This is a genomic window from Streptomyces sp. SirexAA-E (assembly GCF_000177195.2).
In the GTDB taxonomy this organism is placed as follows: Bacteria; Actinomycetota; Actinomycetes; order Streptomycetales; family Streptomycetaceae; genus Streptomyces; species Streptomyces flavovirens.
This window is the reverse complement of the sequence record NC_015953.1, coordinates 4,939,509-4,965,076: the sequence shown is the minus strand read 5'-3', so window position 1 is coordinate 4,965,076 and position 25,568 is coordinate 4,939,509. Positions and strand designations below refer to the sequence as shown.

Sequence of the window (25,568 nt, the reverse complement as noted above, 5' to 3'; positions counted from 1 at the left end):
GCGTCCGGGCCCTTCCCTGTGCGCCGCTCGCCCTACGCCCGGCTCACCCGTCGGCCGAGGGGCCGTCCCCTCCCGCGGGGTCCTGCCAGCGCCGGACCTCCACGACGGCGTCCACCGGGACCGGGCCGTAGATGTGCGGGAACTCCTCGCCGCCGGGGTCCATCGCCTCGAACCGCACGGGTGCGGACAGCCGGTCCGCGTCGATGACCAGCACCACCAGGCCCTGGGCGCCGGGACCGTACAGCGCCCGTGCCACGCCGGGGAGCTGGTGGGGCAGTGAGCAGTGGACGAATCCCTCTTCCCGGAGGGTGCGGCCCCGGGTGGACATCTCGTAGGCCCCGGCCGCGCGGGCGGCCTCCCAGAGGGGCGCTTCCGTCAGGTGCAGCAACTCGTGCGTCATCCGGCCACGTTACGGCGCCCCCTCACCGGCGAGAAGCCTCGCCTCCGTCCTCGCGTCGAGGCCGACCCCGGGGCGGTCGGGCCGCTGCGGTGCAGTGCCGCCCCGTGCGCACAGCCAGGACCAGGTGTCGGCGACGGTCTCGCCGACGGGCCGGCAGCGCAGGCCGGCCGCGTACGCCTTGGTGACGTCGGCCTGGTGGACGGCGTCGTACAGCTCACCGGCGGGCAGCCATACGGGCAGGTCGGTCCACGGTTCCACCCCGGCGGCGAGCAGCACCTCGGGATCGGTCCAGCGCAGTTCGGCGCCGGAGCCGGTCACCCGGACACAGGCGTCCAGCAGCTCGCCCATGGTGGCGTGCCCCGGCCCGCCGACCACGTCGTACGCGCCGCCGAGGCCTCGCGCCGCCGCGTCCAGCATCCAGCTCGCCAGGTCCCGTGCGTCGACGTACCGGATGCCGGCCCCGGGCGGTCCCGGTGCGATCACCGGGCCGCCACGGGCCGTCCGCCCCAGCCACCACGGCAGCCGGCCGACGTTCTCCCCGGGGCCGAGGATCAGACCGGCACGGACCAGCAGGGCCCGGTCGCCGAACGCGTCGACCGCGGCGAGCTCACCGCCCCGCTTGGCCAGGGCGTAGGAGACGTCCCCGCCCGCGTCGGGGGACGCGCCCTCCACCGGCGGGGCGTCCTCCGCCCGTCCGGGCGGGCTCGGCGAGGCGTACACCGAGCGGCTGGAGACGTACGCGAAGTGCCCGGCCCGGCCCGACAGCAGCCGGGTCGCGTCCCGCACCGCCCGAGGGGCGCCGCTCCAGGTGTCGACCACCAGGTCCCACGTACCGCTCTCCAGGGCGGTGAGCCCCGCCGGGCCCCGCGTACGGTCGCCGGTCAGCGCCCGTACGCCGGGGGGCGGGGCGTGGTGGCCGCGGTGGAATACGGTGACCTGCCAACCGCGTGCGAGCGCCGTCTCGGTGGCGGCGCGGCCGACGAACTCCGTGCCGCCCAGCATCAGGATCCTCATGGCACGGTCCTGCCCGCGGTCCTCCGTACGGGAAACGGCGCCCTGCTGTCGGCAGAACGGGGAACCCCGGCCGTCAGTCCACGGCGACCAGCGGACTGCGGTGGCGCAGCAGCCACTGGTGGTACGCGGCGGCGCGTCGCGCCGCCTCGCGGTAGGCCGCCTCCAGCTCCGCGTACACCGTGTCCGTGTCGGTCCCCGGGCGTGAGACCAGCAGCAGCCGTACCGCCAGCGGGTCGCCGCGCAGCGGGCGGATCGCCATGTCCTCGCGCGGCCCCGAGGTGGGCTGGCAGGGGGCGACCGCCTCGCCGAGGACGACGAGGGACGCCGCCGTGAGGTAGTCGCCGTGCAGCACGGGCGGGTCCAGACCCGCCGCGCCCAGTACCCGGCGCACCCCGTCCCACTCGCCGTCGACCGAGGGATCGACCATCCAGCGGTCGCCCGCCAGGTCGTCCAGGTCCACGACCGGGCGGGCCGCCGCCGGGTGATCGCGCGACAGGGAGATGAACTGCGGTTCCCGCTCCAGGAGTACGCGCTGCCCCAGGCCCTCCGGGACGGTCAGCGGGAAACCCTCCACCTCGTGCACGAACGCGACGTCGAGCCGGCCCGCCGCCACCGCGCGCAGCAGCTCCCGGGCCGAGACGTCGACCCGGAGCGAGATGTCGGTACCGGGCAGCCGTATCCGCAGCCGGCGCAGCCAGCCGCCGATGACCCGGCTCGCGGTGGACCCGATGCGCAGCCGGGGGCCGCCCTCGCGGGCCGCCTCGGCCTCGGCGAGTGCGGCGTCGACCAGGGCCGCCATGCCGTCGACCAGTGGGCGGGCCCGGCTCAGGACGGAGCGGCCGAGCAGGGTCGGCCGGCAGCCGGTGCGCTCGCGGCTGAAGAGGGACGCGCCCAGGGACTTCTCGATCCGCTGGAGCTGGGTAGTCAGCGCGGGCTGGCTGACGCCCAGCCGCCGTGCCGCCTGGTGCAGGCTGCCCGTGTCGGCGATGGCGCAGAGCGCCCTGAGGTGTCTCACCTCGAACTCCATGGCGATGAGCGTATGACCGTGCACACGGGAAGCACCAGGGGATCCAATGCCGCTAAACAGGCCGATTCAGGGGCTGTTGGGGCGATGTCCATGTGCGGGTGCTGTGTCGTTCCTGTGCCGGTGATAGGGCGGCGCTATCGCCGGTTGACATCATCCGCGACCGCCCCGGGCGGCCCGACACTCTCTCCGTACCCCCCACCCGTTCCCCGTCCTCGGACGGGGTTCATCGGACAGGTAGGAGAACCCCCCCATGAGACACCCCAGGACCGTCCTCATGTCGGCCGTCGCCGGTCTCGGCCTCGCCGTGGCGCTCGGCGCCTCCCCCGCGGCCGCCACCGCCCCGGCCCACTCCGCGCCCTCCACCTCCACCACGAACGGCTACGCTGCGTACGCCGGTTCGAGCGAGAACGCCGCCGCGAACCAGGCGTTCTTCGAGGCCGTCATGAAGTCGGTCGCCGAGAAGCGCGCCGCCGTGCCCGGCGCCCAGGCGGTCACCGTGGTCTACAGCGCCGCCCAGGCGCCCAGCTTCCGCAGCCAGATAGCGAGCAGCGCGTCCATCTGGAACAGCTCGGTCGGCAACGTGAAGCTCCAGGAGGGCTCGAACGCGGACTTCGTCTACTACGAGGGCAACGACGCGCGCGGTTCCTACGCCAGCACCGACGGGCACGGCCGGGGGTACGTCTTCCTCGACTACGCCCAGAACCAGCAGTACGACTCGACCCGGGTCACCACGCACGAGACCGGGCACGTGCTCGGCCTGCCGGACCACTACAGCGGGCCGTGCAGCGAGCTGATGTCGGGCGGTGGCCCCGGCCCCTCCTGCACCAACGCCTACCCGGACGCCACCGAGCGCTCCCGGGTGAACTCCCTCTGGCAGAACGGCATCGCGGCCGCCCTGGCACGCGCCGGCTCCTGATCCCGCTCATGGCGCGGGGGCCGCTCCGGGAGGGGCGGCCCCCGCGGCACGGGGTGCGGGGTTCAGGCGTTCAGCTCCGCGCGGACCAGATCCAGCAGATCACCCTCCGCCAGTCCCAGCTCCCGGGCCTCCGCCACCACGGCGCGCACCCCCTCCAGCAGCCGGGCGCGGTGCGGGGAGGCGCCGGCGGTGACCACCGCGCCCCGGCCCCGGCGCAGCTCGATCAGGCCTTCCTCGCGCAGCCGCTGATAGCCGCGCAGGGCGGTGTGGACGTTGACGCCCAGGGAGTCGGCGAGCGCGCGCGCCGCCGGAAGCCGCTCACCCGGAGCCACCGATCCGTCCGAGACGGCACGGCGGACGCATGCGGCGATCTGGTCGCCCAGCGGCACCGAGGAGGAGGGGTCGACCCGGAACAGCACCGTCAGCTCCTCCCTCGCCGACGGTCGACCAGGGTGTTGAGCAAGGCGGCCCCGGTCGCCGAGTCGTCGACCGTCACGGCGAAGTCGCGCCCGTTCTCCAGCCGGGCCACGATCGCCTCCCCGGACCGAGTGATCACGCCCGAGCGGGTCGCGCGGACGCGGTAGCCCCACCCGCCGTACTCCGCCACGGCCTTGACGTTCCGGCTCGTGGCGGTGTCGATGCGCTCCAGCGGTACGTGGACGCGCGGCCAGGGCAGGAGTCCGGAGACGATGAGACCGCGGCGGTCCACGGTGACGTTCGGCCGGCTGTAGGGCAGGAGGACCAGGCCGATGACCATCAGGGGCAGGCCGGTGACCGGCCGCAGGGCGAACGTCAGGACGACACCGGCGAGCACCATCGCCAGAGCGGTCCCCGGCAGCCACCAGGACGCCATGCTCCGCACCCAGCCGGCGACCTCTCCGTCGGCCAGTGGGATGCGGGCACCCTCCCGGGCGGCAGCGGCCTCCGGGTCGTCCGGCAGGGCCGGCAGCAGCCTCGCGAGGAAGTAGCCGAGGGCTGCCGCGACGGCGGCCGAACCGAAGGCGCCCACGAGGTGCCACATCGTGAACGTCGCCCCCGGCGCACCGTCGGCCGTGTCCACGTTGGCGAACAGCGTGACCGTCGTCAGGTAGCCGAAGAACGCGGCGGTCGCGTACCCGGCCGCGGTGAACCCGTCGTACGCGCGGCCGTGGAACCGGCCCCTGACGGCCATGTAGGTCCAGCAGGCGCCGAGCAGCGCCGGAACCAGGGCGGTGAGGACGAGGAACGTCGTGCGGCCCGTGTACCCGTTGGCCTCACCGGTGGCCGAGAAGTGCGTGGCCAACCGGCCGGGCAGCCGGTCCGAGAGCGTGCCGGCGAGGACGAGGGCGAGGATCAGGACGACAAGGAACGGCAGGGCGACGAGGACCGCGCGCCCGAGCTTCTTAGGGTTCATGAGCACCTCCGTTGTTCGCATGTTAGTAGAACAATGCAAACATGACAACGCCCTGTGGCCCTCCGGACACGGCACCGCCCCGTACCGGCGGTCCGGTACGGGGCGGTGGCTTCGGGGTCGGGTGCCGTCAGGCGTGTTCGAGCGGGTGAACGCCCAGCCGGCCGGCACCGGCTCCCTCCGTCGGTCCCGGGGCGCCCGTACGCCGTTCGGCCGGGGCCCCGGTGACGAGGCCCGGCTCGAACGGCCGCGGTTCGAACTCCCGGCAGCTCCATATCTCCTGGACCAGTCCGGTCCGCCGGTCCCACAGCCCGGCGACGGCGGACCCCTCCGTCACGTCCCGGTAGGCGTCCTTCGCGTCGCGGAAGCAGCCGAGTCCCCCGGAGATGCCCCGGCCGGACGCGGGGAGGTAGCCGGAGAGGGCGCAGGCGGTGCATATCTGCAGTTGTATGTCCGGGGGGAGGACGGCCCGGATCGTGGCCAGCGCCGCAGCGAAGTCGTTCTCCGCCCGGTGGGACTCGTACACCGCTCCGTCCAGGTGGAGCGCGAGGTACAGATCCGGATCGGCACGGCGCAGGGACAGCAGGCAGCTGAGCGTGGCCTGACGGACCGTTCCTGCCGCGAGGACCGGGAGGGGCAGGTCCCACTCCAGCACACAGTCGCCGAGCACCCCGTCGGCCAGGTCGAACGCACCGGCCTCCGGCACCACCCCGGCCGCCGGGAGGAGGGCGTCGAAGCTCTCCCCCTCGAAGTCCGTCCCCCGGACCCGGACGCGGAGTCGCCGCCCGTCCGTGGTGAGAATGAAGGCCTCGGAACCACGGCGGTCCCGGTACCAGCCTGCCCACGACTCATCTGTCATGGGCAGGGACTGTAGCCCCCGTCCCCTCCCCCGCTCCGGCCACCTCCCCCTTCCACCGCCCGGCCTGCGGGTCCTACCTCCCGGCCTGCGGTTCGCGCCACATGGGCCACATCGACGGACCGTCGGGAAGCTCCACCGTCCGTCCCGTGAAGGTGAATCCGAGCCTCTCGTAGAGGCCGCGGCTCCGCTCGCTGCTCGCCTCCAGATAGGCCGGCACGCCCTCACGGTCGCACTGCTCCAGGGCGCCGCCGATGAGCGCCTCCCCGATCCCCTCCCCCTGGTGCTCCGGGCGGACGCCGACCATCAGCAGGTAGGCGTGGGCCCGGTCGTGCGGGTGGACGGCGCCGGTGAGCCGGCCCACCAGCTCGGCCCGCTCGTTGTCCGGGTCCGCCGTCCGCCGCATGAGCGCCGGGGTGTCGTCCTCGGCCTCGGGAGCCCCGGCGGGCACCGAGACCCAGAGGGCCACGGCCGTACCGTCCTCCAGCAGGTCGACACGCCCCTCGGACAGCGCGACGTCGGCGAAGACGCCGAGGAACTTCCCGTGCACCGCCCGCCGGTGCTCCTCGTCGGGGAAGACCCAGCCGCTCACCGGATCGTGGTGGAACGCCGCCTCCATGATCTCCACGACCTGATCCCTGTCCCGCCCGTCCGCCTGCCGCACGCGTACGCCCATGACCGGCCCCGTCCCTTCCGTCCCGCCGTGATGATCTCAACCGACCGAAGGGATCCTAGAGTTGACCGCACCGGCCGGTCACCAGCGGCCCGCTCAGTGCGTCCTGCGGGTCACGAACTCCGCCAGTGCCAGCAGATCCTGCGCGGCCGCCGGATCAGGCACCGCGCGGGAGAGGTGGTGCACGGCGCGCGCCATCCGGTCCGCCGCACAGGCCTGGGCCCAGTCGCGGCCGCCGGCCCGGTCGACCGCTGCCGCCGCCCCGGACACCTCGGCGGGGGTGTTCATGGCCCCGCGGTAGAGCACGGCGAGCTCGTCGGCGGCGGGCGTGCCCGAGGTGAGGGCGGCCACCACCGGGAGGGACTTCTTGTGGGCGGCGAGATCAGCGCCGACCGGTTTGCCCGTGCGGGCGGTGTCGCCCCAGATGCCGATCAGGTCGTCGATGAGCTGGAAGGCGAGGCCCGCCTCCCTGCCGAAGCCGTCCATGGCCTCGACGGCCGGCTCGTCCGCCCCCGCGTAGAGCGCTCCGAGGGCGCAGGCGCAGCCGAGCAGGGCGCCCGTCTTGGCCGTCGCCATCGTGAGGCACTCGTCGAGGGTGACGTCGAGGGGTTCGCGCTCCTCCAGCGCGCAGTCGGCCTGCTGTCCGGCACACAGTTCGATGACGCAGGCGGAGAGCCGCGCCGAGGCACGGGCGGACCCGGGGTGCGGGTCCTCGGCCAGCAGCCGCTGGGCGAGCGCGAGCACGGCGTCACCGGTGACGACCGCGTCCGGGACGCCGAACACCGCCCATGCCGTGGGACGGTGCCGCCGGGTCGCGTCCTCGTCGATGACGTCGTCGTGGAGCAGGGTGAAGTTGTGGACCAGCTCCACGGCGACGGCGGCCCGCAGGGCCGACTCCGGATCGCCGCCCAGCGCGCGGGCGGCGGCCAGCACGAGCGCGGGCCTGATGGCCTTGCCCGCCTGCCCGGATGCGGGTGTCCCGTCGGCGTTCTGCCAACCGAAGTGGTACCGGGCGACCCGCCGTATCGCCCCGGGCAGCGTGTCCACCGCCGCCCTGAGGTGCGGGTCCACGAGGCCGCGGGTGCGCTCCAGGAGTACTGCGGCCTCCTGTCCCTCCGTCGCGGCGTCCGTACTCGTCATGGTCACGGTCACTCCTTCCGGGCGCCTCGAAGGCACCCTGGTCGCGGCGTGCGCGTACGGGCCCGGGCGGGTGCGCCGCCCGGGCTCCGCGGCCCGGGCGGCTGCCGTCCGCCCGGGCGCGTACGTCACCGCCAGCGGCTCACCTCGACGTTCTCCAGGACACCGAGGGCGTCCGGCACGAGGATCGCGGCGGAGTAGTAGGCCGTCACCAGGTAGGAGATGATCGCCTGCTCGTCGATGCCCATGAAGCGGACGGACAGGCTCGGTTCGATCTCGTCCGGGATGCCGCTCTGCTGGAGTCCGATGACTCCTTGCTCCTGCTCGCCGGTCCTCATGCAGATGATCGACGTCGTCCGGGCGTCCGTGACCGGGATCTTGTTGGACGGGAAGATCGGGACCCCGCGCCACGCGGGCACGTGGTGTCCGCCGACCTCCACGCTCTCCGGCACCAGCCCGCGCTTGTTGCACTCGCGGCCGAAGGCGGCGATGGCCCGAGGGTGGGCCAGGAACAGCTTGGAACCGCGCCGGCGCGACAGGAGTTCGTCCATGTCGTCGGGGCTGGGCACCCCGTCGTGGGGCTGGATCCGCTGCCCGTAGTCGCAGTTGTTGAGCAGCCCGAACTCCCGGTTGTTGATGAGCTCGTGCTCCTGGCGCTCGCGCAGCGCCTCGACCGTGAGCCGCAGCTGCTGCTCGGTCTGGTTCATCGGCTGGTTGTAGAGGTCCGCCACCCTGCTGTGGACCTTCAGCACCGTCTGCGCGACGCTGAGCTCGTACTCCCGGGGCGCCGCCTCGTAGTCGACGAAGGTGTGCGGGACGACGCTCTCCCCCACATGTCCGGCCGAGAGGTCGATCTCCGCCTCGCCGTAGTGGTTGGTGCGCTGGTGCGGAATGGCCAGCAGACCGGCGAGATGGTCACGGAGCGAGTCGGCGCGGGCCGCCAGGTTCAGTACGTCGGCACGGCTGAGCGTCAGAAGGGTGCACGCCGTGACGGCACGTGCCGTGTACGACCAGGTGGCGTCGCCGTCCACCAGCGTGTGGTCGCCGAAGTAGGCGCCGTCGGCGAGGACTCCGAGCACCGTCTCGTCGCCGTACAGCCCGGAACCGATCTTCTCCACCTTGCCGTGGGCCAGCAGGTAGACGCGGTCCGCCGCCTCCCCCGACATCGTGAGCAGCTCACCCGGCGCCACTTCACGCTGTTCGCACCTGCGGGCCAGCTCGGCCAGGACCTCCTCGTCCCCGAAGTTCCGCAGCGCCGGCAGCTCGCCGAGCTCGGCGGGGATGACCGCGACCTGGTCACCGGTCTGCACGAAGGTCACCCGGCCGTCGCCGACCGAGTAGCTCAGCCTCCGGTTCACCCGGTAGGTGCCGCCCTGCACCTGCACCCACGGCAGCATCCGCAGCAGCCACCGCGAGGTGATCTCCTGCATCTGCGGGGCGGACTTGGTCGTCGTCGCGAGGTTCCGCGCGGCCGCCGTGCCGAGACTCTGCTGCGGCGGCTGCGTGTCGCGAACCTCTTCACCAACGGACATCCGACATCCTCTCGATCATGGGCTGAACTGCGTGAAGAAGCCTTTCAGCTGGGGAACACGGCGCGCTATTACACAAAAGAGTGTGATTATTCGGCCTTCAGTCGGGGCACATCGGCGCGCCCGGCCGTGCGTGCCGCGCGGCGACGAGCCGCCGGACGAGGGAGTGTCCCCGTCCCGCCCTCCACCTGTCCGGATCGGCTCGCACAGGGCTTCGCACAGAGCCCGGACCGGTGGTCCGGAGGACCGCGTTCCGGTACAAGCGCAGTACGGACACCCTCCCCGCGAACCGAAGGAGCCGGCCATGTCCTCACCGATGTCCGCGAACAAATTCCTCAAGGCCCTCGAGGACGAGGGCCTGACCGTCGTCCAGGTGGGCGACTGGCGCACCCACAACCGCAACGACAAAGGTTCCTGGGGGCCGGTGCACGGGGTGATGCTCCATCACACCGCCACGGAGGGCTCCGCCCGGACCGTCGACGTGTGCCGCGAGGGGCGCACCGGCCTGCCCGGCCCGCTCTGCCACGGCGTGATCACCAAGGACGGCCGGGTCCACCTGGTCGGCTACGGCCGCGTCAACCACGCCGGTCTCGGCGACGACGACGTCCTGCGCGCCGTCGTCGCCGAGAAGCGGCTCCCCGACGTCGACGATTCGGGCGCCGACGGCAACCGGCACTTCTACGGTTTCGAGTGCGAGAACCTCGGCGACGGAAAGGACCCGTGGCCCGCCGCCCAGCTTGAGGCCGTCGGGAAGGCCGCGGCCGCGCTCTGCCGCTTCCACCGCTGGGGCGCCTCCTCGGTGATCGGGCACCTGGAGTGGCAGCCCGGAAAGGTCGACCCGCGCGGCTTCTCGATGAACGGGATGCGCGCCCGTGTCCGGGAACACCTCAAGTAGCTGCCGGGCACGGGCGCGGAAGACAATGCCCGGATGCACGACGAAGCGCTCGACCTCTCCCGGCTGCGGCCCGCCCTGCCCTCACCCCTGGAGCCGGTCGAGGACGAGCGCTTCACCCGCCACTCGGTGACGCTGCTGCTCAAGCGCGACGACCTGATCCATCCGGACCTGCCGGGCAACAAGTGGCGCAAACTGGGTCCCAATCTGCGGGCCGCCGCCGGCCGCACCGTCCTGACCTTCGGCGGTGCCTACTCCAACCATCTGCGCGCCACCGCCGCGGCCGGGCGGCTGCTGGGCTTCCCCACGGTCGGCGTCGTCCGCGGCGACGAACTGGCCCACCGCCCCCTGAACCCCTCGCTCGCCCGGTGCGCGGCCGACGGCATGCGACTGCACTTCGTGGACCGCTCCACCTACCGCGCGAAGACCTCTCCCGAGGTCCTGGACGGCCTGCTGAGCCTCTTCGGGGAGTGCGTCGTCGTCCCGGAGGGCGGCAGCAACGCGCTCGCCGTACGGGGCTGCACAGAGCTCGGCCGCGAACTGCGCGGACCCGCCGGTACCGTCGCGGTGGCCTGCGGCACCGGCGGCACCCTCGCCGGGCTGGCCGCCGGGCTCGGCCCGGAGCAGCACGCCCTGGGCATACCCGTGCTGCGCGGCGGCTTCCTGGGGGAGACGGTGCGCGCGCTGCAGGAGGAGGCGTTCGGCGGCCCGGCGGGGCGGTGGTCCCTGGACGAGCGCTTCCACTTCGGCGGCTACGCCCGTACGACCGCCGGGCTGCACGCCTTCGCCGACGACTTCGAGGACCGGCACGGCCTGCCCGTCGAACGCCTCTACGTCGCGAAACTGCTGTACGCCCTGACCGTGCTGGCGGGCGAGGGCGCGTTCGCCCCGGGCTCCACGGTGACCGCCGTCGTCACCGGGCGCCCCGACGCCCCTCAGGGGCCTCAGGTCGAGCCGTCGGGCTCCCGGTAGGCCGCGGCCTCCTCCAGGTCGAGCCGGCGCAGCAGCACCCGGAGCATCTCGTCGTCGATCCGGCGTTCGTCCCGGAGCCGCACGAAGACCTCCCGCTCGGCGTCGATCGTCTCCCTGGCCAGCCGCCGGTAGGTGTCGTCCGCCGACTCCCCGGTGACCGGGTCGGCGGCGCCGAGCCGCTCCCAGACGGAGTTGCGGCGCCGCTCCAGCACATGGCGCAGCCGGTCGGAGAGCGGTCCGGGCAGGGAGTTGTGCGGATCGGAGAGCAGCTCGTCCAGGCGGGCCTCGGCGGCCGTGGACGCCTCGCTCTGCGCCTGCGCCTCCGCCAGCGTCTCGGCGCGCGCGTCCCGCCCCGGCAGCTTCAGCACCCGCACCAGGAGGGGCAGGGTGAGTCCCTGGACGGCCAGCGTCCCGATGACCGTCGTGAAGGTCAGGAAGAGCAGGAGGTTGCGGTCCGGGAAGTGCTCCCCGTCGTGCGTGACCAGCGGGACGGAGGCGGCCACGGCGAGCGAGACGACCCCGCGCATCCCGGCCCAGGCGACGATCAGCGGCGAGGTCCAGGGCATCGCGGGTTCGCGCTCCCTGATGCGGCGGGAGAGCCACAGCGGCAGGTACATCGCCGGGTACACCCAGACGAAGCGCACCAGCACCACCGCGACGAAGACGGCCAGCGCGTACCGGACGGCGTCGGTCAGGCCGTACGTACCCAGCCCCCTGACCACGGACTGCAGCTGGAGGCCGATCAGCGCGAAGACCGCCGACTCCAGGACGAAGGCGACCATCTTCCAGACCGCCGCCTCCTGGAGCCGTGTCGCGAAGTCCACCTGCCAGGACCGGTGCCCCAGGTACAGCGCGACGACGACCACCGCCAGCACCCCGGAGGCGTGCACCCGCTCCGCCGCCGCGTACGCCACGAAGGGGATCAGCAGCGAGAGGGTGTTCTGGAGCAGCGCCTCGCCGAGGTGGGTGCGCAGCCAGTGCAGCGGGACCATCAGCACCAGGCCGACCCCGACGCCGCCGACCGCGGCCAGCAGGAACTCGACGATCCCGGCACCCCAGCTCATGCCCTCGCCGACGGCCGCGGCGAGGGCGACCTTGAAGGCGGTGATCGCGGTGGCGTCGTTCACCAGGGACTCGCCCTGGAGGATCGTGGTGACCCGGGCGGGCAGCCCGACCCGCCGGGCGATCGCCGCGGCGGTGACGGCGTCCGGCGGGGCGATCACCGCGCCGAGCACCAGCGCGGCGGTGAGCGGCAGGTCCGGCACGATCCAGTAGGCCAGGGCGCCCACGGCGAAGGTCGCGAAGAGCACGTACCCGACGGAGAGCAGCGCGACCGGCCGCACGTTGGCCCGCAGGTCGAGGTACGAGCTGTCGACGGCGGCGGTGTACAGCAGGGGCGGCAACAGCAGCGGCAGCACGATGTGCGCGTCCAGGGTGAAGTGCGGCACCCCGGGGAGGTAGGACACCAGCAGGCCCACGGCCACCAGCAGCAGTGGTGCGGGCACCGGGGTCCGCCGCGCGGCACCCGCGACCGCCGCGCTGGCCGCGACGAGTGCCACCAGGGGCAGCGCGTCCATCTCACCGTCCTCGCATCCGACGTAACGTGGCCATCATGAGTGAGTGCCGCCACGTATCCGAACTGCCGCGCCCCGAGCCCTCCCCGCTCAGCGACACGTGCCGGGAGTGCCTGGAGGCGGGGACCCATCCGGTCCAGCTGCGGCTCTGCCTGGTCTGCGGGCATGTGGGCTGCTGCGATTCCTCGCCGCTGAAGCACGCCACGAAGCACTTCCGGGCCACCGGGCACCCGGTGATGCGCAGCTTCGAAGAAGGCGAGAACTGGCGCTGGTGCTTCGAGGACGGTTCGATCGTGTGACGCCTGGGTACGTCAAACCGGCGCCGGTTCTTCGCAATTGACCGCCGCAGACCCCTAGCAACTGTGCGTACGCGTATGCTTACCATGAGTGACGGTCAGGGACGGGGTCGCGGCGACACGGCATCATGGACCGCGACAACGCCGCCGGACCACACACCGGCGGCGGACCGGATGGCCCCGGGCACGCGTCCCGGAGCCTCGAACGAGTTTGTGCCACCTTGGAGGTGAGGGTGTCCCAGATCGCAGGCGAGCCCGGGAATCAGGACTTCGTAGAGGTCCGGCTGCCCGCTGCGGGTGCCTACCTGTCGGTGCTGCGTACGGCCACGGCCGGTCTCGCAGCGCGCTTGGACTTCACCCTCGACGAGATCGAGGATCTTCGCATCGCGGTCGACGAGGCCTGCGCGATCCTGCTCCAGCAGGCCGTGCCGGGCTCGGTCCTCAGCTGCGTCTTCCGTCTCATCGACGACTCCCTCGAGGTGACCGTCTCGGCACCCACGACGGACGGACGCGCCCCCGAGCGCGACACCTTCGCCTGGACGGTGCTCTCCGCGCTCGCGGGCAAGGTCGACTCCACGGTGGCCGACGACCGCACGGTGAGCATCAGCCTCTACAAACAGCGCGGCGCGGGACCCGGGCCGGCGTGAGCAACGGGAACGGGGACGGGCCTGTGCGTGACGAGACGATCCGGTCCGAGGTGGTGCGCCCAGCCGCCGTCCCGGAGCAACAGGCCCGGCCGCATCCGGTGGACGGCGCGGACGCGGCCGGCGGCGTGGACGGGGCGCGGGGCCGTACGGTCGCGGTGGAGCAGTCGCAGGCGGAGCGGGCGGGCCAGATGAGCGAGCACGGGCACCACGATCCACACGACCGCAGCGGGGCACGGGCACTCTTCGTGGAGCTGCGCGAGCTGCCCGACGGTTCGGCCGAGAAGGCGGAGCTGCGCAACCGGCTGGTGCGGATGCACCTGCCGCTCGTGGAGCACCTGGCCCGCCGCTTCCGCAACCGGGGCGAGCCGCTGGACGACCTCACCCAGGTCGCCACGATCGGGCTCATCAAGTCGGTGGACCGGTTCGACCCGGACCGAGGCGTCGAGTTCTCGACGTACGCCACCCCCACGGTCGTCGGCGAGATCAAGCGCCACTTCCGCGACAAGGGCTGGGCGGTGCGGGTGCCCCGCCGCCTCCAGGAGCTGCGGCTGTCGCTGACCACGGCCACCGCGGAGCTCTCCCAGCAGTACGGCCGGTCGCCGACCGTGCACGAGCTGGCGGAGCGCCTGGGCATCTCCGAGGAGGAGGTGCTGGAGGGGCTGGAATCGGCCAATGCCTACAGCACGCTCTCCCTGGACGTCCCGGACACGGACGACGAGTCGCCCGCGGTCGCGGACACCCTGGGCTCCGAGGACGAGGCGCTGGAGGGCGTCGAGTACCGGGAGTCGCTCAAGCCGCTGCTGGAGGGGCTCCCGCCCCGGGAGAAGCGCATCCTGCTGCTGCGGTTCTTCGGCAACATGACCCAGTCGCAGATCGCCCAGGAGGTCGGTATCTCCCAGATGCACGTCTCCCGGCTGCTGGCCCGCACCCTCGCCCAGCTCCGCGAACGGCTGCTCGTCGAGGAGTAGGAGGCCGCGGCGGGGGTCGTCGCCTCAGGCGTCGGGGGTCGCTCGCGGCCCCCGGATGCCAAGCGCCCGAGTGGTCGCCGGATCGACCAGCAGCACCAGCCCCGTCACGGCGACCACGGCGAGCACGATCCCGGCGGGGATCAGCGCACCCTGCGACCGCAGCAGCGTCCAGGCCACCGGCAGAGCCATGAGCTGGGTGATGAGTGCGGGGCCGCGGCTCCAGCTGCGCCGCAGCAGCAGCCCCCGGGCGGCGAACAGCGGGATGAGGCCGAGGGCCACCAGCGTCAGCCCGCCCATCTCCGCCTGCTGAGGGCTGTCGGGCCGCCCCAGCAGGCCCATGACCAGCATGTAGACCCCGCCGAGGGCGAGCGCGGCGCCTTCGAGGGCGTTCAGAGCGGCCACGAGGGTGATCCGGCCCGGCTTCTCCTCGCCGGCCGAGGGCGACGGAGAGGGCGCGTTCGCTTCAGTACTCACGTCCTTCAGGTTGGCATCTCCGCCCCCCGGAAGCGAAGCCGGGTCCGCGGCCGACGCGCCGGACGGACCCTGTCACGCAGGGTGACGGGCCGTGGACCGGGAGATCCGGCGCTTCTGGGCGGTACCGCACGGTAGGTAGGCTGACCGCATGCGCGCACTCCTCGTGGTCAACCCAGCCGCCACCACCACCAGCGCGCGGACCCGTGACGTGCTCATCCACGCCCTGGCGAGCGAGATGAAGCTGGAGGCCGTGACCACGGAGTACCGCGGGCACGCCCGGGACCTGGGACGCCGGGCCGCGGACTCCGACGACATCGACATCGTGGTCGCCCTGGGCGGCGACGGCACGGTGAACGAGGTGGTCAACGGCCTTCTCCACAAGGGGCCCGACCTGGAGAACCTGCCGAGCCTCGCCGTTGTCCCCGGCGGCTCCACCAACGTCTTCGCGCGCGCCCTGGGCATCCCGAACGACGCCGTGGAAGCGACCGGCGCCATCCTGGACGCCCTCGCGGACCGCAGCGAGCGCACGGTGGGCCTCGGCCTGGCGGCCGGCACCCCGGGCTCCCCGGACGAGGCCGTACCCGAACGCTGGTTCACCTTCTGCGCGGGCCTCGGATTCGACGCCGGGGTCATCGGCCGCGTCGAACAGAAGCGCGAGCGCGGCAAGCGTTCGACCCACGCGCTGTACGTCCGCCAGGTCCTGCGCCAGTTCCTCGAGGAACCGCACCGCCGCGACGGCCTGATCACCCTGGACGCCCCCGGCCAGGACCCGGTGACGGACCTCGCGCTGTCCATCATCTGCAACACCGCCCCCTGGACCTACCTGGGGAATCGTCCGATGTACGCGGCCCCCAGAGCCTCCTTCGACACCGGGCTGGACATCCTGGGACTGCGCCGCCTGTCCACCGCCGCGGTGACCCGGTACGCCACCCAGCTGCTGACTTCCAGCCCCGAGAAGGGCCCGCACGGCAAGCACGCGGTCTCCCTGCACGACCTCACCGACTTCACCTTGCATTCGAAGGCTCCACTGCCCTTCCAGATGGACGGCGACCACCTGGGACTGCGTACGAGCGTGACGTTCACAGGCGTACGCCGTGCACTGCGTGTGATTGTGTGAGTGGAAGGGCCCAAAGTCCTTTAACTCGAACGTTTGGACTGGGCCCCACCCCTTAGAAGTGCGGCTGTGACCTAGTCGACACCGAGGAATCAAAAAAAACTTTCCAGAAGGGGTTGTATCCGCCGCCGAGGTTTGCGAATCTCTACATGGCGATCGGGACAGCCCGCAACACCGGCATCCCTGAGAGCCAGAACCCCTCCTCACCACAACAGGACCACAACCAGTTCATCTGGGCGTCGGACCTTCGTCTGCGGGGGGATTCGTGAAAGCGTTCACATTCACAAGCACCAGCATGTAATACCAAGGAGAGGTAGCAGCCATGGACTGGCGTCACAACGCCGTTTGTCGTGAGGAAGACCCCGAGCTGTTCTTCCCCATCGGCAACACCGGTCCTGCGCTGCTGCAGATCGAGGAAGCCAAGGCCGTCTGCCGTCGCTGCCCCGTCATGGAGCAGTGCCTGCAGTGGGCGCTCGAGTCCGGCCAGGACTCCGGCGTCTGGGGTGGCCTCAGCGAGGACGAGCGCCGCGCAATGAAGCGCCGCGCCGCTCGCAACCGGGCGCGTAACGCCAGCGCCTGACCGACGCCCCCGCACAGAGCCCCAGCCAGGCGGCGCGTACAGAGCGTACGCACGGCCCCGCCTTCGAGTCGCAGCGCGCAGTACCCCCGAAGCGCATCGCACCGTGAGCACCACGCAGTGGGCCCGGACCGTCACCACGGTCCGGGCCCACTGTCGTGCGGCCGTGGCCGCACGGCCGCGTCACTTGTCGTTGCTGACCGGGACGTCGAGGACGACCTGGGTGCCGCGTCCGGGGGCGGGGACCATTCCGAAGCTGCCGCCCAACTCGCCTTCGACCAGGGTCCGCACGATCTGGAGCCCCAGGTTGCCGGCGCGCTGCGGGTCGAAGCCCTCGGGCAGCCCCCGCCCGTCGTCCGTCACGGTGATCAGCAGCCGGCCCTCGGCCGGTGTGCCGCCGCGCACGGCGGACACCTCCACCGTGCCGCGCTCGGCCATCGCGAAGGCGTGCTCCAGGGCGTTCTGCAGCACCTCGGTGAGCACCATCGACAGGGGCGTGGCCACCTCCGCGTCCAGGATCCCGAAACGGCCCGTCCGCCGGCAGGTGACCTTCCCCGGCGAGATCTCGGCCACCATCGCGATGACGCGGTCGGCGATCTCGTCGAACTCGACCCGCTCGTCCAGATTCTGGGACAGCGTCTCATGGACGATGGCGATCGAACCGACGCGCCGTACCGCCTCGTTGAGAGCCTCGCGGCCCTGCGGGGAATCCATCCGGCGCGCCTGGAGGCGCAACAGGGCGGCCACCGTCTGGAGGTTGTTCTTGACCCGGTGGTGGATCTCCCGGATGGTCGCGTCCTTGGTGATCAACTCCCGCTCACGTCGCCGCAGTTCGGTGACGTCGCGCAGCAGCACCAGTGAACCGATGCGCACGCCCTTGGGTTTGAGCGGGATCGCCCTGAGCTGGATCACCCCGCCGGCGCCCTCGACCTCGAACTCCCGTGGCGCGTACCCGCTCGCCACCTTGACCAGGGCCTCGTCCACCGGACCGCGGGACGGGGCCAGTTCCGCCGTGGTGGCGCCGAGGTGATGCCCTACCAGGTCGGAGGCGAGCCCGAGCCGGTGGTAGGCGGAGAGCCCGTTGGGGCTGGCGTACTGCACGACACCGTCCGCGTCGAGCCTGATCAGCCCGTCGCCGACGCGCGGAGAGGCGTCCATGTCGACCTGCTGACCGGGGAAGGGGAAGGACCCGGCCGCGATCATCTGGGCCAGGTCGGACGCGGACTGGAGATAGGTGAGCTCCAGCCGGGACGGCGTGCGCACGGTCAGCAGGTTGGTGTTGCGGGCGATGACGCCGAGGACCCGGCCCTCACGGCGTACGGGGATCGACTCGACCCGCACCGGCACCTCCTCGCGCCACTCCGGGTCGCCCTCGCGCACGATCCTGCCCTCGTCGAGGGCCGCGTCCAGCAGCGGGCGGCGTCCGCGCGGCACCAGGTGGCCGACCATGTCGTCCTGGTAGGAGGTGGGCCCGGTGTTGGGGCGCATCTGCGCCACGGACACATAGCGGGTGCCGTCACGGGTGGGCACCCACAGCACGAGGTCGGCGAAGGACAGGTCGGAGAGCAGCTGCCACTCCGAGACCAGCAGGTGCAGCCACTCGAGGTCGGTGTCGCTCAGGGCGGTGTGCTGGCGGACGAGGTCGTTCATGGAGGGCACAGGGGCGAGCGTACCCGTGGAAACCCAGAGGTTCCGAACCGTTCGCCCCGCGTATACGTGACACTGGGGGAAGGGGCGGACACCCCGCTCGGAATGTCCGCTCCGACGGATGGACAGGGCCTATTGGTCTAGTCCACAATGCCGGTGTACGGCATCACGTACACGACAGACCTCCGCTCTCCCCGCACAGGAGGGCGGACCGAGGTGTCCGGCGCTCTCTGCCCTGACCGCGCCGGTCGCCTCCAGTGGCCGGAGGCACCGCACACCGCCGGCCAGGCAGCTCCGGGCTGCGGTGCCCGGACGGGCTGAGGGTCCCGTCCCGGCGCCGCGGCCCGCGGGTGTTCCCGGGCCCGCCGCCTCCACCCCGCCCCGCCCCGTCGCACGCCCCCCGGCACCGCGCCCGCGCCCCGCACCGCCCGTCGGCGACACAGGCACGTTCCCCGCCACCGGTCCGCCCCCCCGACGCCCCGGTTCTGCTAGATTGGGCGTATAATTGGTCTATACCACATGACGCCACTCATCAGATCGGCAGGCACAGCGTGGAAGTTGTCATCGTCCCGGACGCCACGGCAGGCGGGGAACTCGTCGCGGAGGCCATCGCGTCCCTGCTGAGCCGCAAGCCCGACGCCCTGCTCGGCGTTGCCACCGGCTCTACCCCGCTGCCCATCTACCGGGCGCTGGCGGCGAAGGTCCGCTCCGGTGCCGTGGACGCCTCCCGGGCCCGCATCTGCCAGCTCGACGAGTACGTCGGGCTGCCCGCGGGCCACCCCGAGTCCTACCGCTCGGTCGTGCTGCGCGAGGTCGTCGAGCCGCTCGGGCTGTCCGAGGCCTCCTTCATGGGCCCCGACGGCTCCGCCGAGGACGTCCAGGCCGCGTGCCAGGCGTACGACAAGGCGCTCGCGGACGCGGGGGGCGTCGATCTCCAGCTGCTCGGCATCGGCACCGACGGGCACATCGGCTTCAACGAACCGTGCTCCTCGCTCGCCTCCCGCACCCGGATCAAGACGCTCACCGAGCAGACCCGCATCGACAACGCGCGCTTCTTCGACGACGACATCCAGCAGGTGCCGCACCACGTCATCACCCAGGGCATCGGCACCATCCTGGACGCGCGCCACCCGATCCTGCTGGCCACCGGCGAGGGCAAGGCCGACGCGGTCGCCCAGACGGTGGAGGGGCCGGTCGCCTCGATCGTGCCCGCCTCCGCCCTGCAGCTCCACCCGCACGCCACCGTGGTGGTGGACGAGGCGGCGGCGTCCAAGCTGAAGCTCGCGGACTACTTCCGCGCCACGTACGCCGCCAAGCCGCAGTGGCAGGGCCTGTAGACCGCCCACCGCACCCGTACGAAGGAGGGCCGGGCACCCCGTGGGGTGCCCGGCCCTCCCGCGTGCGGAGCTACGCCGTGCGTGCCCCGGTGATCGCCTCCGCGGCCGCGGCCCCGCAGACCCGGGCGGCGCCGTAGGTGGCGATGTGCAGGGCTCCACGGGCCGGCGCCTCGGGCAGTCCCATCTCGACCACGACGGTGTCGGGGCGGGCCGCCAGCAGGCCGTCCAGCGCCTCGCCCATCCACGGGTGCCGGTGTTCGTCACGGACGACCGCGACGACGCGCCGCTCCCCCGCCGCCCGCAGCACCGCCTCCACCTCGGCACCGCCGTACGTCCCGGTCGCGGTGCCGGGCAGCAGCCGTTCCAGCTCGGCGGCGACGCCCCACGGGGTCTCGGCGCCGACCGCGATGTTCGCGACCGGGGTGAACGCGGCGACGTACACCGGCTCGGTCTGCGGCGCGGCGGTGCCGGTCGACCGCAGGGCTCGGCGGGCCGCGGCGAGGCCGATGTCCGAGCTGACTCCGGTGCCGGGCGCGGTCCCCTCCTGCACTGCCGCGCCCGGCTCCGAACCAGCCCCCCTGGCCCGCTGCGTCCAGGACGCGAGGGCCCGTACCCGGGCGGCGGCGTCGGCCAGCCGCTCCTCGGGAAGGTCACCGCTCCGCACCGCCGCGACGAGCGCGTCGCGCAGCAGCAGCACGGTGTCCTCGTCCGCGAGTCCGCCGCCCACGCAGATGGCGTCGGCACCCGCGGCGATGGCGAGGACGGAGCCGCGCTCGATGCCGTACGTGCCGGCGATGGCGTCCATCTCCATGCCGTCGGTGACGATGAGCCCCTCGTACCCCAGCTCCTGACGCAGCAGGCCGGTGAGGATCTGCGGGCTGAGCGTCGCGGGCCGGGCGGCGTCGAGCGCGGGAAGCAGGATATGCGCGCTCATCACCGATTTGGAACCCGCCGCGATCGCCGCCCGGAAGGGCACCAGCTCACGGGCGTGCAGGGTCTCCAGGTCCACCTCGATGCTCGGGAGCGCGAGGTGCGAGTCGACCGCGGTGTCGCCGTGGCCGGGGAAGTGCTTGGTGCAGGCGGCGACGCCGGAGGCCTGCAGCCCCTGGACGTACGCGGCCGTGTGGCGGGCGACGAGGTCCGGGTCGGCGCCGAAGGACCGTACGCCGATGACCGGGTTGCCCGGGTTGGAGTTGACGTCGGCGGACGGCGCCCAGTTGAGGTTCACCCCGCACTCGGCCAGCCGGCGGCCGAGCTCCTGGGCAACGGCCCGGGTCAGCTCGACGTCGTCGACGGATCCGAGGGCCAGGTTGCCGGGGAAGGACGAGCCGTCCCGGACCTCCAGGCGGGTGACGTCCCCGCCCTCCTCGTCGATCGCGACGAGCACGTCGTCGCGCTCGGCCCGCAGCCGGGCGGTGAGCGCGGCGAGCTGTTCGGGCGAGTGGATGTTGCGGCCGAACAGCCCGACGGAGGCCAGGCCTTCGCCGACCCTGCGCAGCAGCCAGTCCGGTGCGGTGGTCCCGGTGAATCCGGGCTGGAGCACGGCGAGCGCGTCGCGCGTGACGGTGTCCGTGGTGGATACGAGGGTGGTCATGGAAGCCGCACTATCCCTTCACGGCGCCGGAGGTGAGACCCGTTGCCATCTTCCCCTGGATGATCATGAAGAAGATGACGACCGGGATGGAGATGAGTGTGGAGGCCGCCATCAGGGCGCCGTAGTCCGTACCGCGTTCGGTCGTGAAGGTCATCAGCCAGACGTTGAGCGTGTACTTGGAGTTGTCGTTGATCAGGATGTAGGCGAACAGGTACTCGTTCCACGCGTTGACGAGGGCGAAGATCGAGGCCGCGGCCAGGCCGGGGGCGAGCAGCGGGAAGATGACGCGGCGGAAGGCCCCCATGCGGGTGCAGCCGTCCACCATCGCCGACTCCTCCAGCTCCACGGGGATGTTGATGACGAACCCGCGGATCATGATGGTGGCGAAGGGCAGCGTCGAGACGAGGTAGACGACGATGAGTCCCCAGTACTCGTCGATGCCGCCCAGCGCGTTGAGCTGGAGGTAGATGGGGATCAGCATCGCGGTCGGCGGCAGCATCTGGACCAGGATCATGATCATCATCAGTGCCTTCCGCCCGAAGAAGCGGAAGCGCCCGATGGCCAGGGCGGCGAGGGTCGCGATGATCATGCCGCCGACGACGGCGGTGACCGAGACGATGAGGCTCGACTGGATCGCGGTGGCGAAGTTGTCCTGCTTCACGGCGCGCGCGAAGTTGTCGAACGTGAGCGAGGAGGGCCACAGCGTCTGGTCGTAGGACCGGATCTCGTGGTTCGGCCGCAGCGAGCTGACGATCAGCCAGTAGACCGGGAACGCCATGAAGGCGGCCGTGATCAGCGCCAGGATGTTGTAGCCGAGGCGGCTCTTCTTGCGGTCGGGCCGCAGGACCTGGGCCGGGGCCTTCGTGGGTACGGAGGTGCTCATTCGACCTCTCCCGTCTTGATCAGCTGGCGCAGGTAGTACACGGCGACCCCGGACAGCATCAGGACGGTGATCAGCGCGATGGCGCTGCCCTGGCTGAAGGAGGTGGACTCGAACGCCTTGGAGAAGGAGTAGAGGCCGAGGGTCTCGTACTCGGGCTCGGGCTTGTTGCCGCGCAGCAGCCAGATCTGGCCGAAGACGTTGAAGTCCCAGATGACCGAGAGGGTGGCGACCATCGTGAAGACGGGCTTGATGACCGGCCAGGTGACGAAGCGGTAGACACCGAACGCGGAGGCGCCGTCGAGCGCGGCCGCCTCTTCCAGCTCCTTGGGGACCTGGGTGAGGGCCGCGTACAGCGTGATCACGACGAACGGGACGGCACCCCAGACGACCAGGAGCGTGATGATGCCGAAGCCCTGCCAGGGGTTGAGGAACCAGTTGTGGCCGAGCCACCCGTCCTCGTTGCCGGTGATGTCGGCGAGCAGGGTGTTGATCAGGCCGTAGTCGGAGTCGGAGAGCCAGCGGAAGACCGAGGCGGCGACCATGAGGGGCATCGACCAGGCGGCGATCAGCGCCACCGTGAGGGTGAGTCGCACCCAGGTGGAGAGCCGCAGCATCATCAGGGCGATCAGCAGACCGATGCCCATCGTGAGCACGACGCAGATCGTCATGAAGACGACGGTCCGGCCCACGACCGACCAGAACTCCGGGTCGCCGAGGATGTTGGTGAACTGCTCGAAACCGACCCACGGGGTCTCGCCGTTGCCCCAGAGAGCCGCCCGCCCCAGGTCCTGGAAGGACATGATCACGGTCTTGATCAGCGGGTAGACGTAGACAGCGGCGATCGCCAGGATCGCCGGCAGGATCAGGAAGTAGGGGAGGAGCTCCCCCTTCCTGCGCTTCCTCTTCTGCCCACGGACCCCGTTGCCGTCGCTCTTGAGGGGCTGCACACCCCCCGTGGTCTCGGGGTCCCGTGGTACGGGAACCGGTGGCCCGGCGGCCTTGGTATCGGCAGCAGTCACGTGACTGACCTTCCATCGGGATCCCGGGAGTCGTCCCTCCGGAATCACGGCGTTCTCTATCTAAGAAAGAGGGCGGGGGCCCGGTGTCCGCCGGGCCCCCGCCTGGAGAGCCGAAGGCTCGTACCCGCTACTTGTTGATGAGCTCGTCGACCTTGGCGTCGGCCTTCTTGGTGGCGTCGGCCACCGAGGTGCCCTTGAGGATCTCCAGGAGCATGTTCTCCAGGACCTCCTCCTTCTCGATGGAGGTCCAGCCCGGCGCGATCGGCGTGAACCAGGCGTCGGGGACCGCGTTGGCGACGGCGGCGGTCTCCGGCTTCGACTTCAGCGGCTCGAGCTGCTTCTCGTTGTTCGGCAGGATGTTCTTGGAGGCGAGGACCTCCTGCGACTTCTCACTGGTGAACATCGAGATCCACTCCTCGCCCAGGTCGGTGACCTTGGACTTCGCGGTCACCGCGAGGTCCGAACCACCGATGAAGGACGGGAGGGCCTTGCCGTTCGGTCCGGGCATGCCGGCCGTGCCGATCTTGCCCTCGAGCTTCGGGTTGCCGTTGTTGGCACCGTCGACGACGGAGCCGGCCTCCCAGCCGTTGCCGTAGATCAGGGCCGCCTTCTCGTTGGCCATGACGTTGGCGTGGTCCTGCTCGTCCTTGGTCTGGTCGGCCTTGTTGTACTTCTTGACCAGGTTGACGAAGTGCTCGATGCCCTTCTGGGACTCGGGCGAGGAGAGGTTGCCCTTCCACTCCTTGGAGCCCTCGTCGTACTCGGCGATCGAGCCGCCGTAACCCGCGACGTAGGACATGGCGGCGTACCAGTAACGGCCCGGGAGGTAGAGGGACGAGAAGCGCTTGTCCTTCTTGGTGTACTCGGCGGAGACCTTGTCGAGAGCCGTGAGCAGCTCGTCCTCGGTCTGCGGCAGGGCGTCGCTGCCGGTGCCGGCCTTGAACATGTCCTTGTTGTAGACCGCGACGCGGGCGCCCGCGTAGTACGGCACGCAGAACTGCTTGCCCTCGAAGGTGCAGGTGTCCTTCAGGCCCTTGATCCAGGTGCCCGAGTTGTCGTACTTCTCGGGGTCGATCTCGGCCAGGGCGCCGTTGAGGATGTACTGCATCGTCTCGGTGTTGCCGAGCTCGACGACGTCCGGGAACTTGTCGCCACCGAGGGAGGTGTCGAGCTTCTTGGCCTTGTCCGCCCACTGCTGGTACTGGACGTTGACCTTGACCTTGGGGTACTTCTTGTTGAACTGCGCGTTGACGTCCTTGACCAGCTCCGGCCACGTGCTCTGCGCGTCGACCATCAGCCAGACCGTCAGGTTCTCGCTACGGTCCTTCGGGTCCTTCGAGGCGTTGTCGTCCCCGTCCCCACCACACGCCGCGACGGACATCAACATGCCGGCGACGCCGATCGCCGCAATGAGCTTGCGCTTCATGCCACACCCTCCTCAGGGATACCAGCAACCCCCCGCCCACCGCGAAGACGTACGCCTGGTACTGCCTGTGGGGCTGGGACCTGGTCTTTAATGGTTTAGACCAGTACCCGGAGCTTGGCCTAGACCTTTAGGGGTGTCAAGGGTGTATAAGAAGTGCACTCGCGTCCGTTATAGGACCGACATCTAAGGGAGGGCGACGACCCGTGACCGGACCGTGCCACCATGTGAGCCGCGACAGACGGAGGAGCCGGTGACGGCAGCAACGCAGCAGTCGGAGAGGCGGACCATGGGTGCCGACGGGGGCAGTGCCACGAGTGAGACCGGCGCCGGTACGCGCACCGCGCGCGTACCGAAGTACTACCGGCTCAAGCGGCATCTCCTCGACATGACCGACACCATGCCGCCCGGAACCCCGGTGCCCCCGGAACGGACCCTGGCCGCCGAGTTCGACACCTCGCGCACCACCGTCCGCCAGGCCCTCCAGGAGCTCGTCGTCGAGGGCCGGCTGGAACGCATCCAGGGCAAAGGTACCTTCGTCGCCAAGCCGAAGGTCTCCCAGGCACTCCAGCTCACCTCCTACACCGAGGACATGCGCGCCCAGGGACTGGAGCCCACGTCCCAACTCCTGGACATCGGCTACGTCACGGCGGACGACCGGCTCGCCGGACTCCTGGACATCGCGGCGGGCGGACGGGTGCTGCGCATCGAGCGGCTGCGGCTGGCCAGCGGCGAGCCCATGGCGATCGAGACCACCCACCTCTCGGCCAAGCGCTTCCCGGCACTGCGCCGTTCGCTCGTGAAGTACACCTCGCTCTACACCGCGCTGTCCGAGGTGTACGACGTCCGGCTGGCCGAGGCCGAGGAGACCATCGAGACGTCGCTGGCCACACCGCGCGAGGCGGGCCTGCTCGGTACGGACGTCGGCCTGCCGATGCTGATGCTGTCCCGGCACTCGGTCGACGGGCAGGGCGAGCCGGTGGAGTGGGTGCGCTCGGTCTACCGCGGCGACCGCTACAAGTTCGTGGCCCGCCTGAAGCGGCCCACCGAGTAGAGACCGGACGGCACCCCCCTGCCCCCGGGCCGACGCGGCCCGGGGGCAGAGTTCTGCGCGCGTGTGACCCCTCAGTCCTGCCTCCCCGGTCAAACCGACTCGCCCGCAAGGAAGTTGAGCGCCCCAGGGACGGTGTACACCCCTCGTCCGGCCGG

The 25,568-nt window shown here is 71.4% G+C and carries 26 protein-coding genes; 10 read left to right on the top strand and 16 right to left on the bottom strand.

Annotation, left to right across the window (positions count from 1 at the left end; translation table 11 throughout):
• Positions 1–43 precede the first annotated feature (43 nt).
• From SACTE_RS22310 to SACTE_RS22300, 3 genes are all read right to left on the bottom strand, one after another.
• Complete coding sequence (locus SACTE_RS22310; RefSeq protein WP_014048279.1) at positions 44–400, bottom strand: DUF952 domain-containing protein; 357 nt, start codon at positions 398–400, stop codon at positions 44–46.
• A 9-nt stretch (positions 401–409) separates the two neighbouring features.
• Positions 410–1,414: an NAD-dependent epimerase/dehydratase family protein gene (locus tag SACTE_RS22305; RefSeq protein ID WP_014048278.1), complete on the bottom strand. Its 1,005-nt coding sequence runs from the start codon at positions 1,412–1,414 to the stop codon at positions 410–412.
• Positions 1,415–1,487: 73 nt separating this feature from the next.
• Positions 1,488–2,441, bottom strand: a complete 954-nt coding sequence (locus tag SACTE_RS22300) for a LysR family transcriptional regulator (protein WP_019992367.1) — start codon at positions 2,439–2,441, stop codon at positions 1,488–1,490.
• A gap of 250 nt (positions 2,442–2,691) precedes the next feature.
• Here SACTE_RS22300 and snpA point away from each other — a divergent pair, with 250 nt between their 5' ends.
• Positions 2,692–3,357 carry a snapalysin gene (gene snpA / locus SACTE_RS22295; RefSeq protein ID WP_014048276.1) on the top strand — a complete coding sequence of 222 codons (666 nt, stop codon included), beginning with the start codon at positions 2,692–2,694 and terminating at the stop codon, positions 3,355–3,357.
• A 62-nt stretch (positions 3,358–3,419) separates the two neighbouring features.
• On the opposite strand, the gene SACTE_RS22290 is transcribed toward snpA, so the two are convergent.
• The 6 genes from SACTE_RS22290 to SACTE_RS22265 form a co-directional block, all read right to left on the bottom strand.
• Positions 3,420–3,776: a GntR family transcriptional regulator gene (locus tag SACTE_RS22290; RefSeq protein ID WP_014048275.1), complete on the bottom strand. Its 357-nt coding sequence runs from the start codon at positions 3,774–3,776 to the stop codon at positions 3,420–3,422.
• A 2-nt stretch (positions 3,777–3,778) separates the two neighbouring features.
• Positions 3,779–4,750 carry a DUF1648 domain-containing protein gene (locus SACTE_RS22285; protein ID WP_014048274.1) on the bottom strand — a complete coding sequence of 324 codons (972 nt, stop codon included), beginning with the start codon at positions 4,748–4,750 and terminating at the stop codon, positions 3,779–3,781.
• Between the two features lie 127 nt (positions 4,751–4,877).
• On the bottom strand, positions 4,878–5,606 hold the full coding sequence (locus SACTE_RS22280; RefSeq protein ID WP_014048273.1) for a DUF6304 family protein: 729 nt from the start codon (positions 5,604–5,606) through the stop codon (positions 4,878–4,880).
• Between the two features lie 73 nt (positions 5,607–5,679).
• Positions 5,680–6,279 (bottom strand): GNAT family N-acetyltransferase, encoded by a 600-nt coding sequence (locus SACTE_RS22275; RefSeq protein WP_014048272.1) that lies wholly within the window; start codon positions 6,277–6,279, stop codon positions 5,680–5,682.
• 93 nt (positions 6,280–6,372) lie between these two features.
• Positions 6,373–7,416 (bottom strand): family 2 encapsulin nanocompartment cargo protein polyprenyl transferase, encoded by a 1,044-nt coding sequence (locus tag SACTE_RS22270; protein ID WP_019992369.1) that lies wholly within the window; start codon positions 7,414–7,416, stop codon positions 6,373–6,375.
• 125 nt (positions 7,417–7,541) lie between these two features.
• On the bottom strand, positions 7,542–8,945 hold the full coding sequence (locus SACTE_RS22265) for a family 2B encapsulin nanocompartment shell protein (protein WP_014048270.1): 1,404 nt from the start codon (positions 8,943–8,945) through the stop codon (positions 7,542–7,544).
• A gap of 301 nt (positions 8,946–9,246) precedes the next feature.
• Between SACTE_RS22265 and SACTE_RS22260 the strand changes: the two genes are divergently transcribed.
• Positions 9,247–9,837, top strand: a complete 591-nt coding sequence (locus tag SACTE_RS22260) for a peptidoglycan recognition family protein (protein WP_014048269.1) — start codon at positions 9,247–9,249, stop codon at positions 9,835–9,837.
• Positions 9,838–9,870: 33 nt separating this feature from the next.
• Complete coding sequence (locus SACTE_RS22255; RefSeq protein WP_014048268.1) at positions 9,871–10,806, top strand: pyridoxal-phosphate dependent enzyme; 936 nt, start codon at positions 9,871–9,873, stop codon at positions 10,804–10,806.
• On the opposite strand, the gene SACTE_RS22250 is transcribed toward SACTE_RS22255, so the two are convergent.
• Positions 10,779–12,383, bottom strand: a complete 1,605-nt coding sequence (locus SACTE_RS22250; protein WP_014048267.1) for a Na+/H+ antiporter — start codon at positions 12,381–12,383, stop codon at positions 10,779–10,781. The two genes, SACTE_RS22255 and SACTE_RS22250, sit on opposite strands and share 28 nt — an antisense overlap.
• Positions 12,384–12,418: 35 nt before the next feature.
• Here SACTE_RS22250 and SACTE_RS22245 point away from each other — a divergent pair, with 35 nt between their 5' ends.
• The 3 genes from SACTE_RS22245 (at position 12,419) to SACTE_RS22235 (ending at position 14,291) form a co-directional block, all read left to right on the top strand.
• A complete protein-coding gene (locus SACTE_RS22245) occupies positions 12,419–12,679 on the top strand; it encodes a UBP-type zinc finger domain-containing protein (RefSeq protein WP_014048266.1) in 261 nt (86 codons plus the stop codon).
• A gap of 230 nt (positions 12,680–12,909) precedes the next feature.
• Complete coding sequence (locus SACTE_RS22240) at positions 12,910–13,323, top strand: anti-sigma regulatory factor (protein WP_014048265.1); 414 nt, start codon at positions 12,910–12,912, stop codon at positions 13,321–13,323.
• Positions 13,324–13,346: 23 nt separating this feature from the next.
• Positions 13,347–14,291: an RNA polymerase sigma factor SigF gene (locus SACTE_RS22235; RefSeq protein WP_019992370.1), complete on the top strand. Its 945-nt coding sequence runs from the start codon at positions 13,347–13,349 to the stop codon at positions 14,289–14,291.
• Positions 14,292–14,315: 24 nt separating this feature from the next.
• Here SACTE_RS22235 and SACTE_RS22230 read toward each other — a convergent pair whose 3' ends face one another.
• Complete coding sequence (locus tag SACTE_RS22230; protein ID WP_026358936.1) at positions 14,316–14,765, bottom strand: hypothetical protein; 450 nt, start codon at positions 14,763–14,765, stop codon at positions 14,316–14,318.
• 148 nt (positions 14,766–14,913) lie between these two features.
• Between SACTE_RS22230 and SACTE_RS22225 the strand changes: the two genes are divergently transcribed.
• A complete protein-coding gene (locus SACTE_RS22225) occupies positions 14,914–15,882 on the top strand; it encodes a diacylglycerol kinase family protein (RefSeq protein ID WP_014048262.1) in 969 nt (322 codons plus the stop codon).
• A gap of 319 nt (positions 15,883–16,201) precedes the next feature.
• Positions 16,202–16,459, top strand: a complete 258-nt coding sequence (locus tag SACTE_RS22220; protein WP_003953983.1) for a WhiB family transcriptional regulator — start codon at positions 16,202–16,204, stop codon at positions 16,457–16,459.
• Between the two features lie 180 nt (positions 16,460–16,639).
• Here SACTE_RS22220 and SACTE_RS22215 read toward each other — a convergent pair whose 3' ends face one another.
• The gene (locus SACTE_RS22215; protein ID WP_014048261.1) at positions 16,640–18,106 is read right to left on the bottom strand and encodes a PAS domain-containing sensor histidine kinase; all 1,467 of its coding nucleotides are present in this window, start codon (positions 18,104–18,106) and stop codon (positions 16,640–16,642) included.
• Positions 18,107–18,654: 548 nt separating this feature from the next.
• Here SACTE_RS22215 and nagB point away from each other — a divergent pair.
• Entirely contained in the window at positions 18,655–19,440 is a 786-nt protein-coding gene (nagB, locus tag SACTE_RS22210) for a glucosamine-6-phosphate deaminase (RefSeq protein ID WP_014048260.1), read from the top strand.
• A 70-nt stretch (positions 19,441–19,510) separates the two neighbouring features.
• Here nagB and SACTE_RS22205 read toward each other — a convergent pair whose 3' ends face one another.
• From SACTE_RS22205 to SACTE_RS22190, 4 genes are all read right to left on the bottom strand, one after another.
• Complete coding sequence (locus SACTE_RS22205; protein WP_014048259.1) at positions 19,511–21,034, bottom strand: glycoside hydrolase family 3 protein; 1,524 nt, start codon at positions 21,032–21,034, stop codon at positions 19,511–19,513.
• 10 nt (positions 21,035–21,044) lie between these two features.
• On the bottom strand, positions 21,045–21,917 hold the full coding sequence (locus SACTE_RS22200; RefSeq protein ID WP_014048258.1) for a carbohydrate ABC transporter permease: 873 nt from the start codon (positions 21,915–21,917) through the stop codon (positions 21,045–21,047).
• The gene (locus tag SACTE_RS22195; RefSeq protein WP_026358937.1) at positions 21,914–22,936 is read right to left on the bottom strand and encodes a sugar ABC transporter permease; all 1,023 of its coding nucleotides are present in this window, start codon (positions 22,934–22,936) and stop codon (positions 21,914–21,916) included. The genes SACTE_RS22200 and SACTE_RS22195 overlap by 4 nt, the downstream gene beginning before the upstream one ends.
• Positions 22,937–23,063: 127 nt before the next feature.
• The gene (locus SACTE_RS22190) at positions 23,064–24,362 is read right to left on the bottom strand and encodes a sugar ABC transporter substrate-binding protein (protein WP_014048256.1); all 1,299 of its coding nucleotides are present in this window, start codon (positions 24,360–24,362) and stop codon (positions 23,064–23,066) included.
• A 286-nt stretch (positions 24,363–24,648) separates the two neighbouring features.
• Here SACTE_RS22190 and SACTE_RS22185 point away from each other — a divergent pair, with 286 nt between their 5' ends.
• Positions 24,649–25,413, top strand: coding sequence for a GntR family transcriptional regulator (locus SACTE_RS22185; protein WP_014048255.1), 765 nt, complete (start codon positions 24,649–24,651; stop codon positions 25,411–25,413).
• Positions 25,414–25,568: the final 155 nt, after the last annotated feature.

Excerpts from the sequence above, each read along its gene's own strand:
- SACTE_RS22310 (WP_014048279.1), bottom strand. The coding sequence starts at position 400 with ATGACGCACGAGTTGCTGCACCTGACGGAAGCGCCCCTCTGGGAGGCC.
- SACTE_RS22305 (WP_014048278.1), bottom strand. The coding sequence starts at position 1,414 with ATGAGGATCCTGATGCTGGGCGGCACGGAGTTCGTCGGCCGCGCCGCC.
- SACTE_RS22300 (WP_019992367.1), bottom strand. The coding sequence starts at position 2,441 with ATGGAGTTCGAGGTGAGACACCTCAGGGCGCTCTGCGCCATCGCCGAC.
- snpA (WP_014048276.1), top strand. The coding sequence starts at position 2,692 with ATGAGACACCCCAGGACCGTCCTCATGTCGGCCGTCGCCGGTCTCGGC.
- SACTE_RS22285 (WP_014048274.1), bottom strand. The coding sequence starts at position 4,750 with ATGAACCCTAAGAAGCTCGGGCGCGCGGTCCTCGTCGCCCTGCCGTTC.
- SACTE_RS22280 (WP_014048273.1), bottom strand. The coding sequence starts at position 5,606 with ATGACAGATGAGTCGTGGGCAGGCTGGTACCGGGACCGCCGTGGTTCC.
- SACTE_RS22275 (WP_014048272.1), bottom strand. The coding sequence starts at position 6,279 with ATGGGCGTACGCGTGCGGCAGGCGGACGGGCGGGACAGGGATCAGGTC.
- SACTE_RS22270 (WP_019992369.1), bottom strand. The coding sequence starts at position 7,416 with ATGACGAGTACGGACGCCGCGACGGAGGGACAGGAGGCCGCAGTACTC.
- SACTE_RS22265 (WP_014048270.1), bottom strand. The coding sequence starts at position 8,945 with ATGTCCGTTGGTGAAGAGGTTCGCGACACGCAGCCGCCGCAGCAGAGT.
- SACTE_RS22260 (WP_014048269.1), top strand. The coding sequence starts at position 9,247 with ATGTCCTCACCGATGTCCGCGAACAAATTCCTCAAGGCCCTCGAGGAC.
- SACTE_RS22255 (WP_014048268.1), top strand. The coding sequence starts at position 9,871 with ATGCACGACGAAGCGCTCGACCTCTCCCGGCTGCGGCCCGCCCTGCCC.
- SACTE_RS22250 (WP_014048267.1), bottom strand. The coding sequence starts at position 12,383 with ATGGACGCGCTGCCCCTGGTGGCACTCGTCGCGGCCAGCGCGGCGGTC.
- SACTE_RS22245 (WP_014048266.1), top strand. The coding sequence starts at position 12,419 with ATGAGTGAGTGCCGCCACGTATCCGAACTGCCGCGCCCCGAGCCCTCC.
- SACTE_RS22225 (WP_014048262.1), top strand. The coding sequence starts at position 14,914 with ATGCGCGCACTCCTCGTGGTCAACCCAGCCGCCACCACCACCAGCGCG.
- SACTE_RS22220 (WP_003953983.1), top strand. The coding sequence starts at position 16,202 with ATGGACTGGCGTCACAACGCCGTTTGTCGTGAGGAAGACCCCGAGCTG.
- SACTE_RS22215 (WP_014048261.1), bottom strand. The coding sequence starts at position 18,106 with ATGAACGACCTCGTCCGCCAGCACACCGCCCTGAGCGACACCGACCTC.
- SACTE_RS22205 (WP_014048259.1), bottom strand. The coding sequence starts at position 21,034 with ATGACCACCCTCGTATCCACCACGGACACCGTCACGCGCGACGCGCTC.
- SACTE_RS22200 (WP_014048258.1), bottom strand. The coding sequence starts at position 21,917 with ATGAGCACCTCCGTACCCACGAAGGCCCCGGCCCAGGTCCTGCGGCCC.
- SACTE_RS22190 (WP_014048256.1), bottom strand. The coding sequence starts at position 24,362 with ATGAAGCGCAAGCTCATTGCGGCGATCGGCGTCGCCGGCATGTTGATG.
- SACTE_RS22185 (WP_014048255.1), top strand. The coding sequence starts at position 24,649 with ATGGGTGCCGACGGGGGCAGTGCCACGAGTGAGACCGGCGCCGGTACG.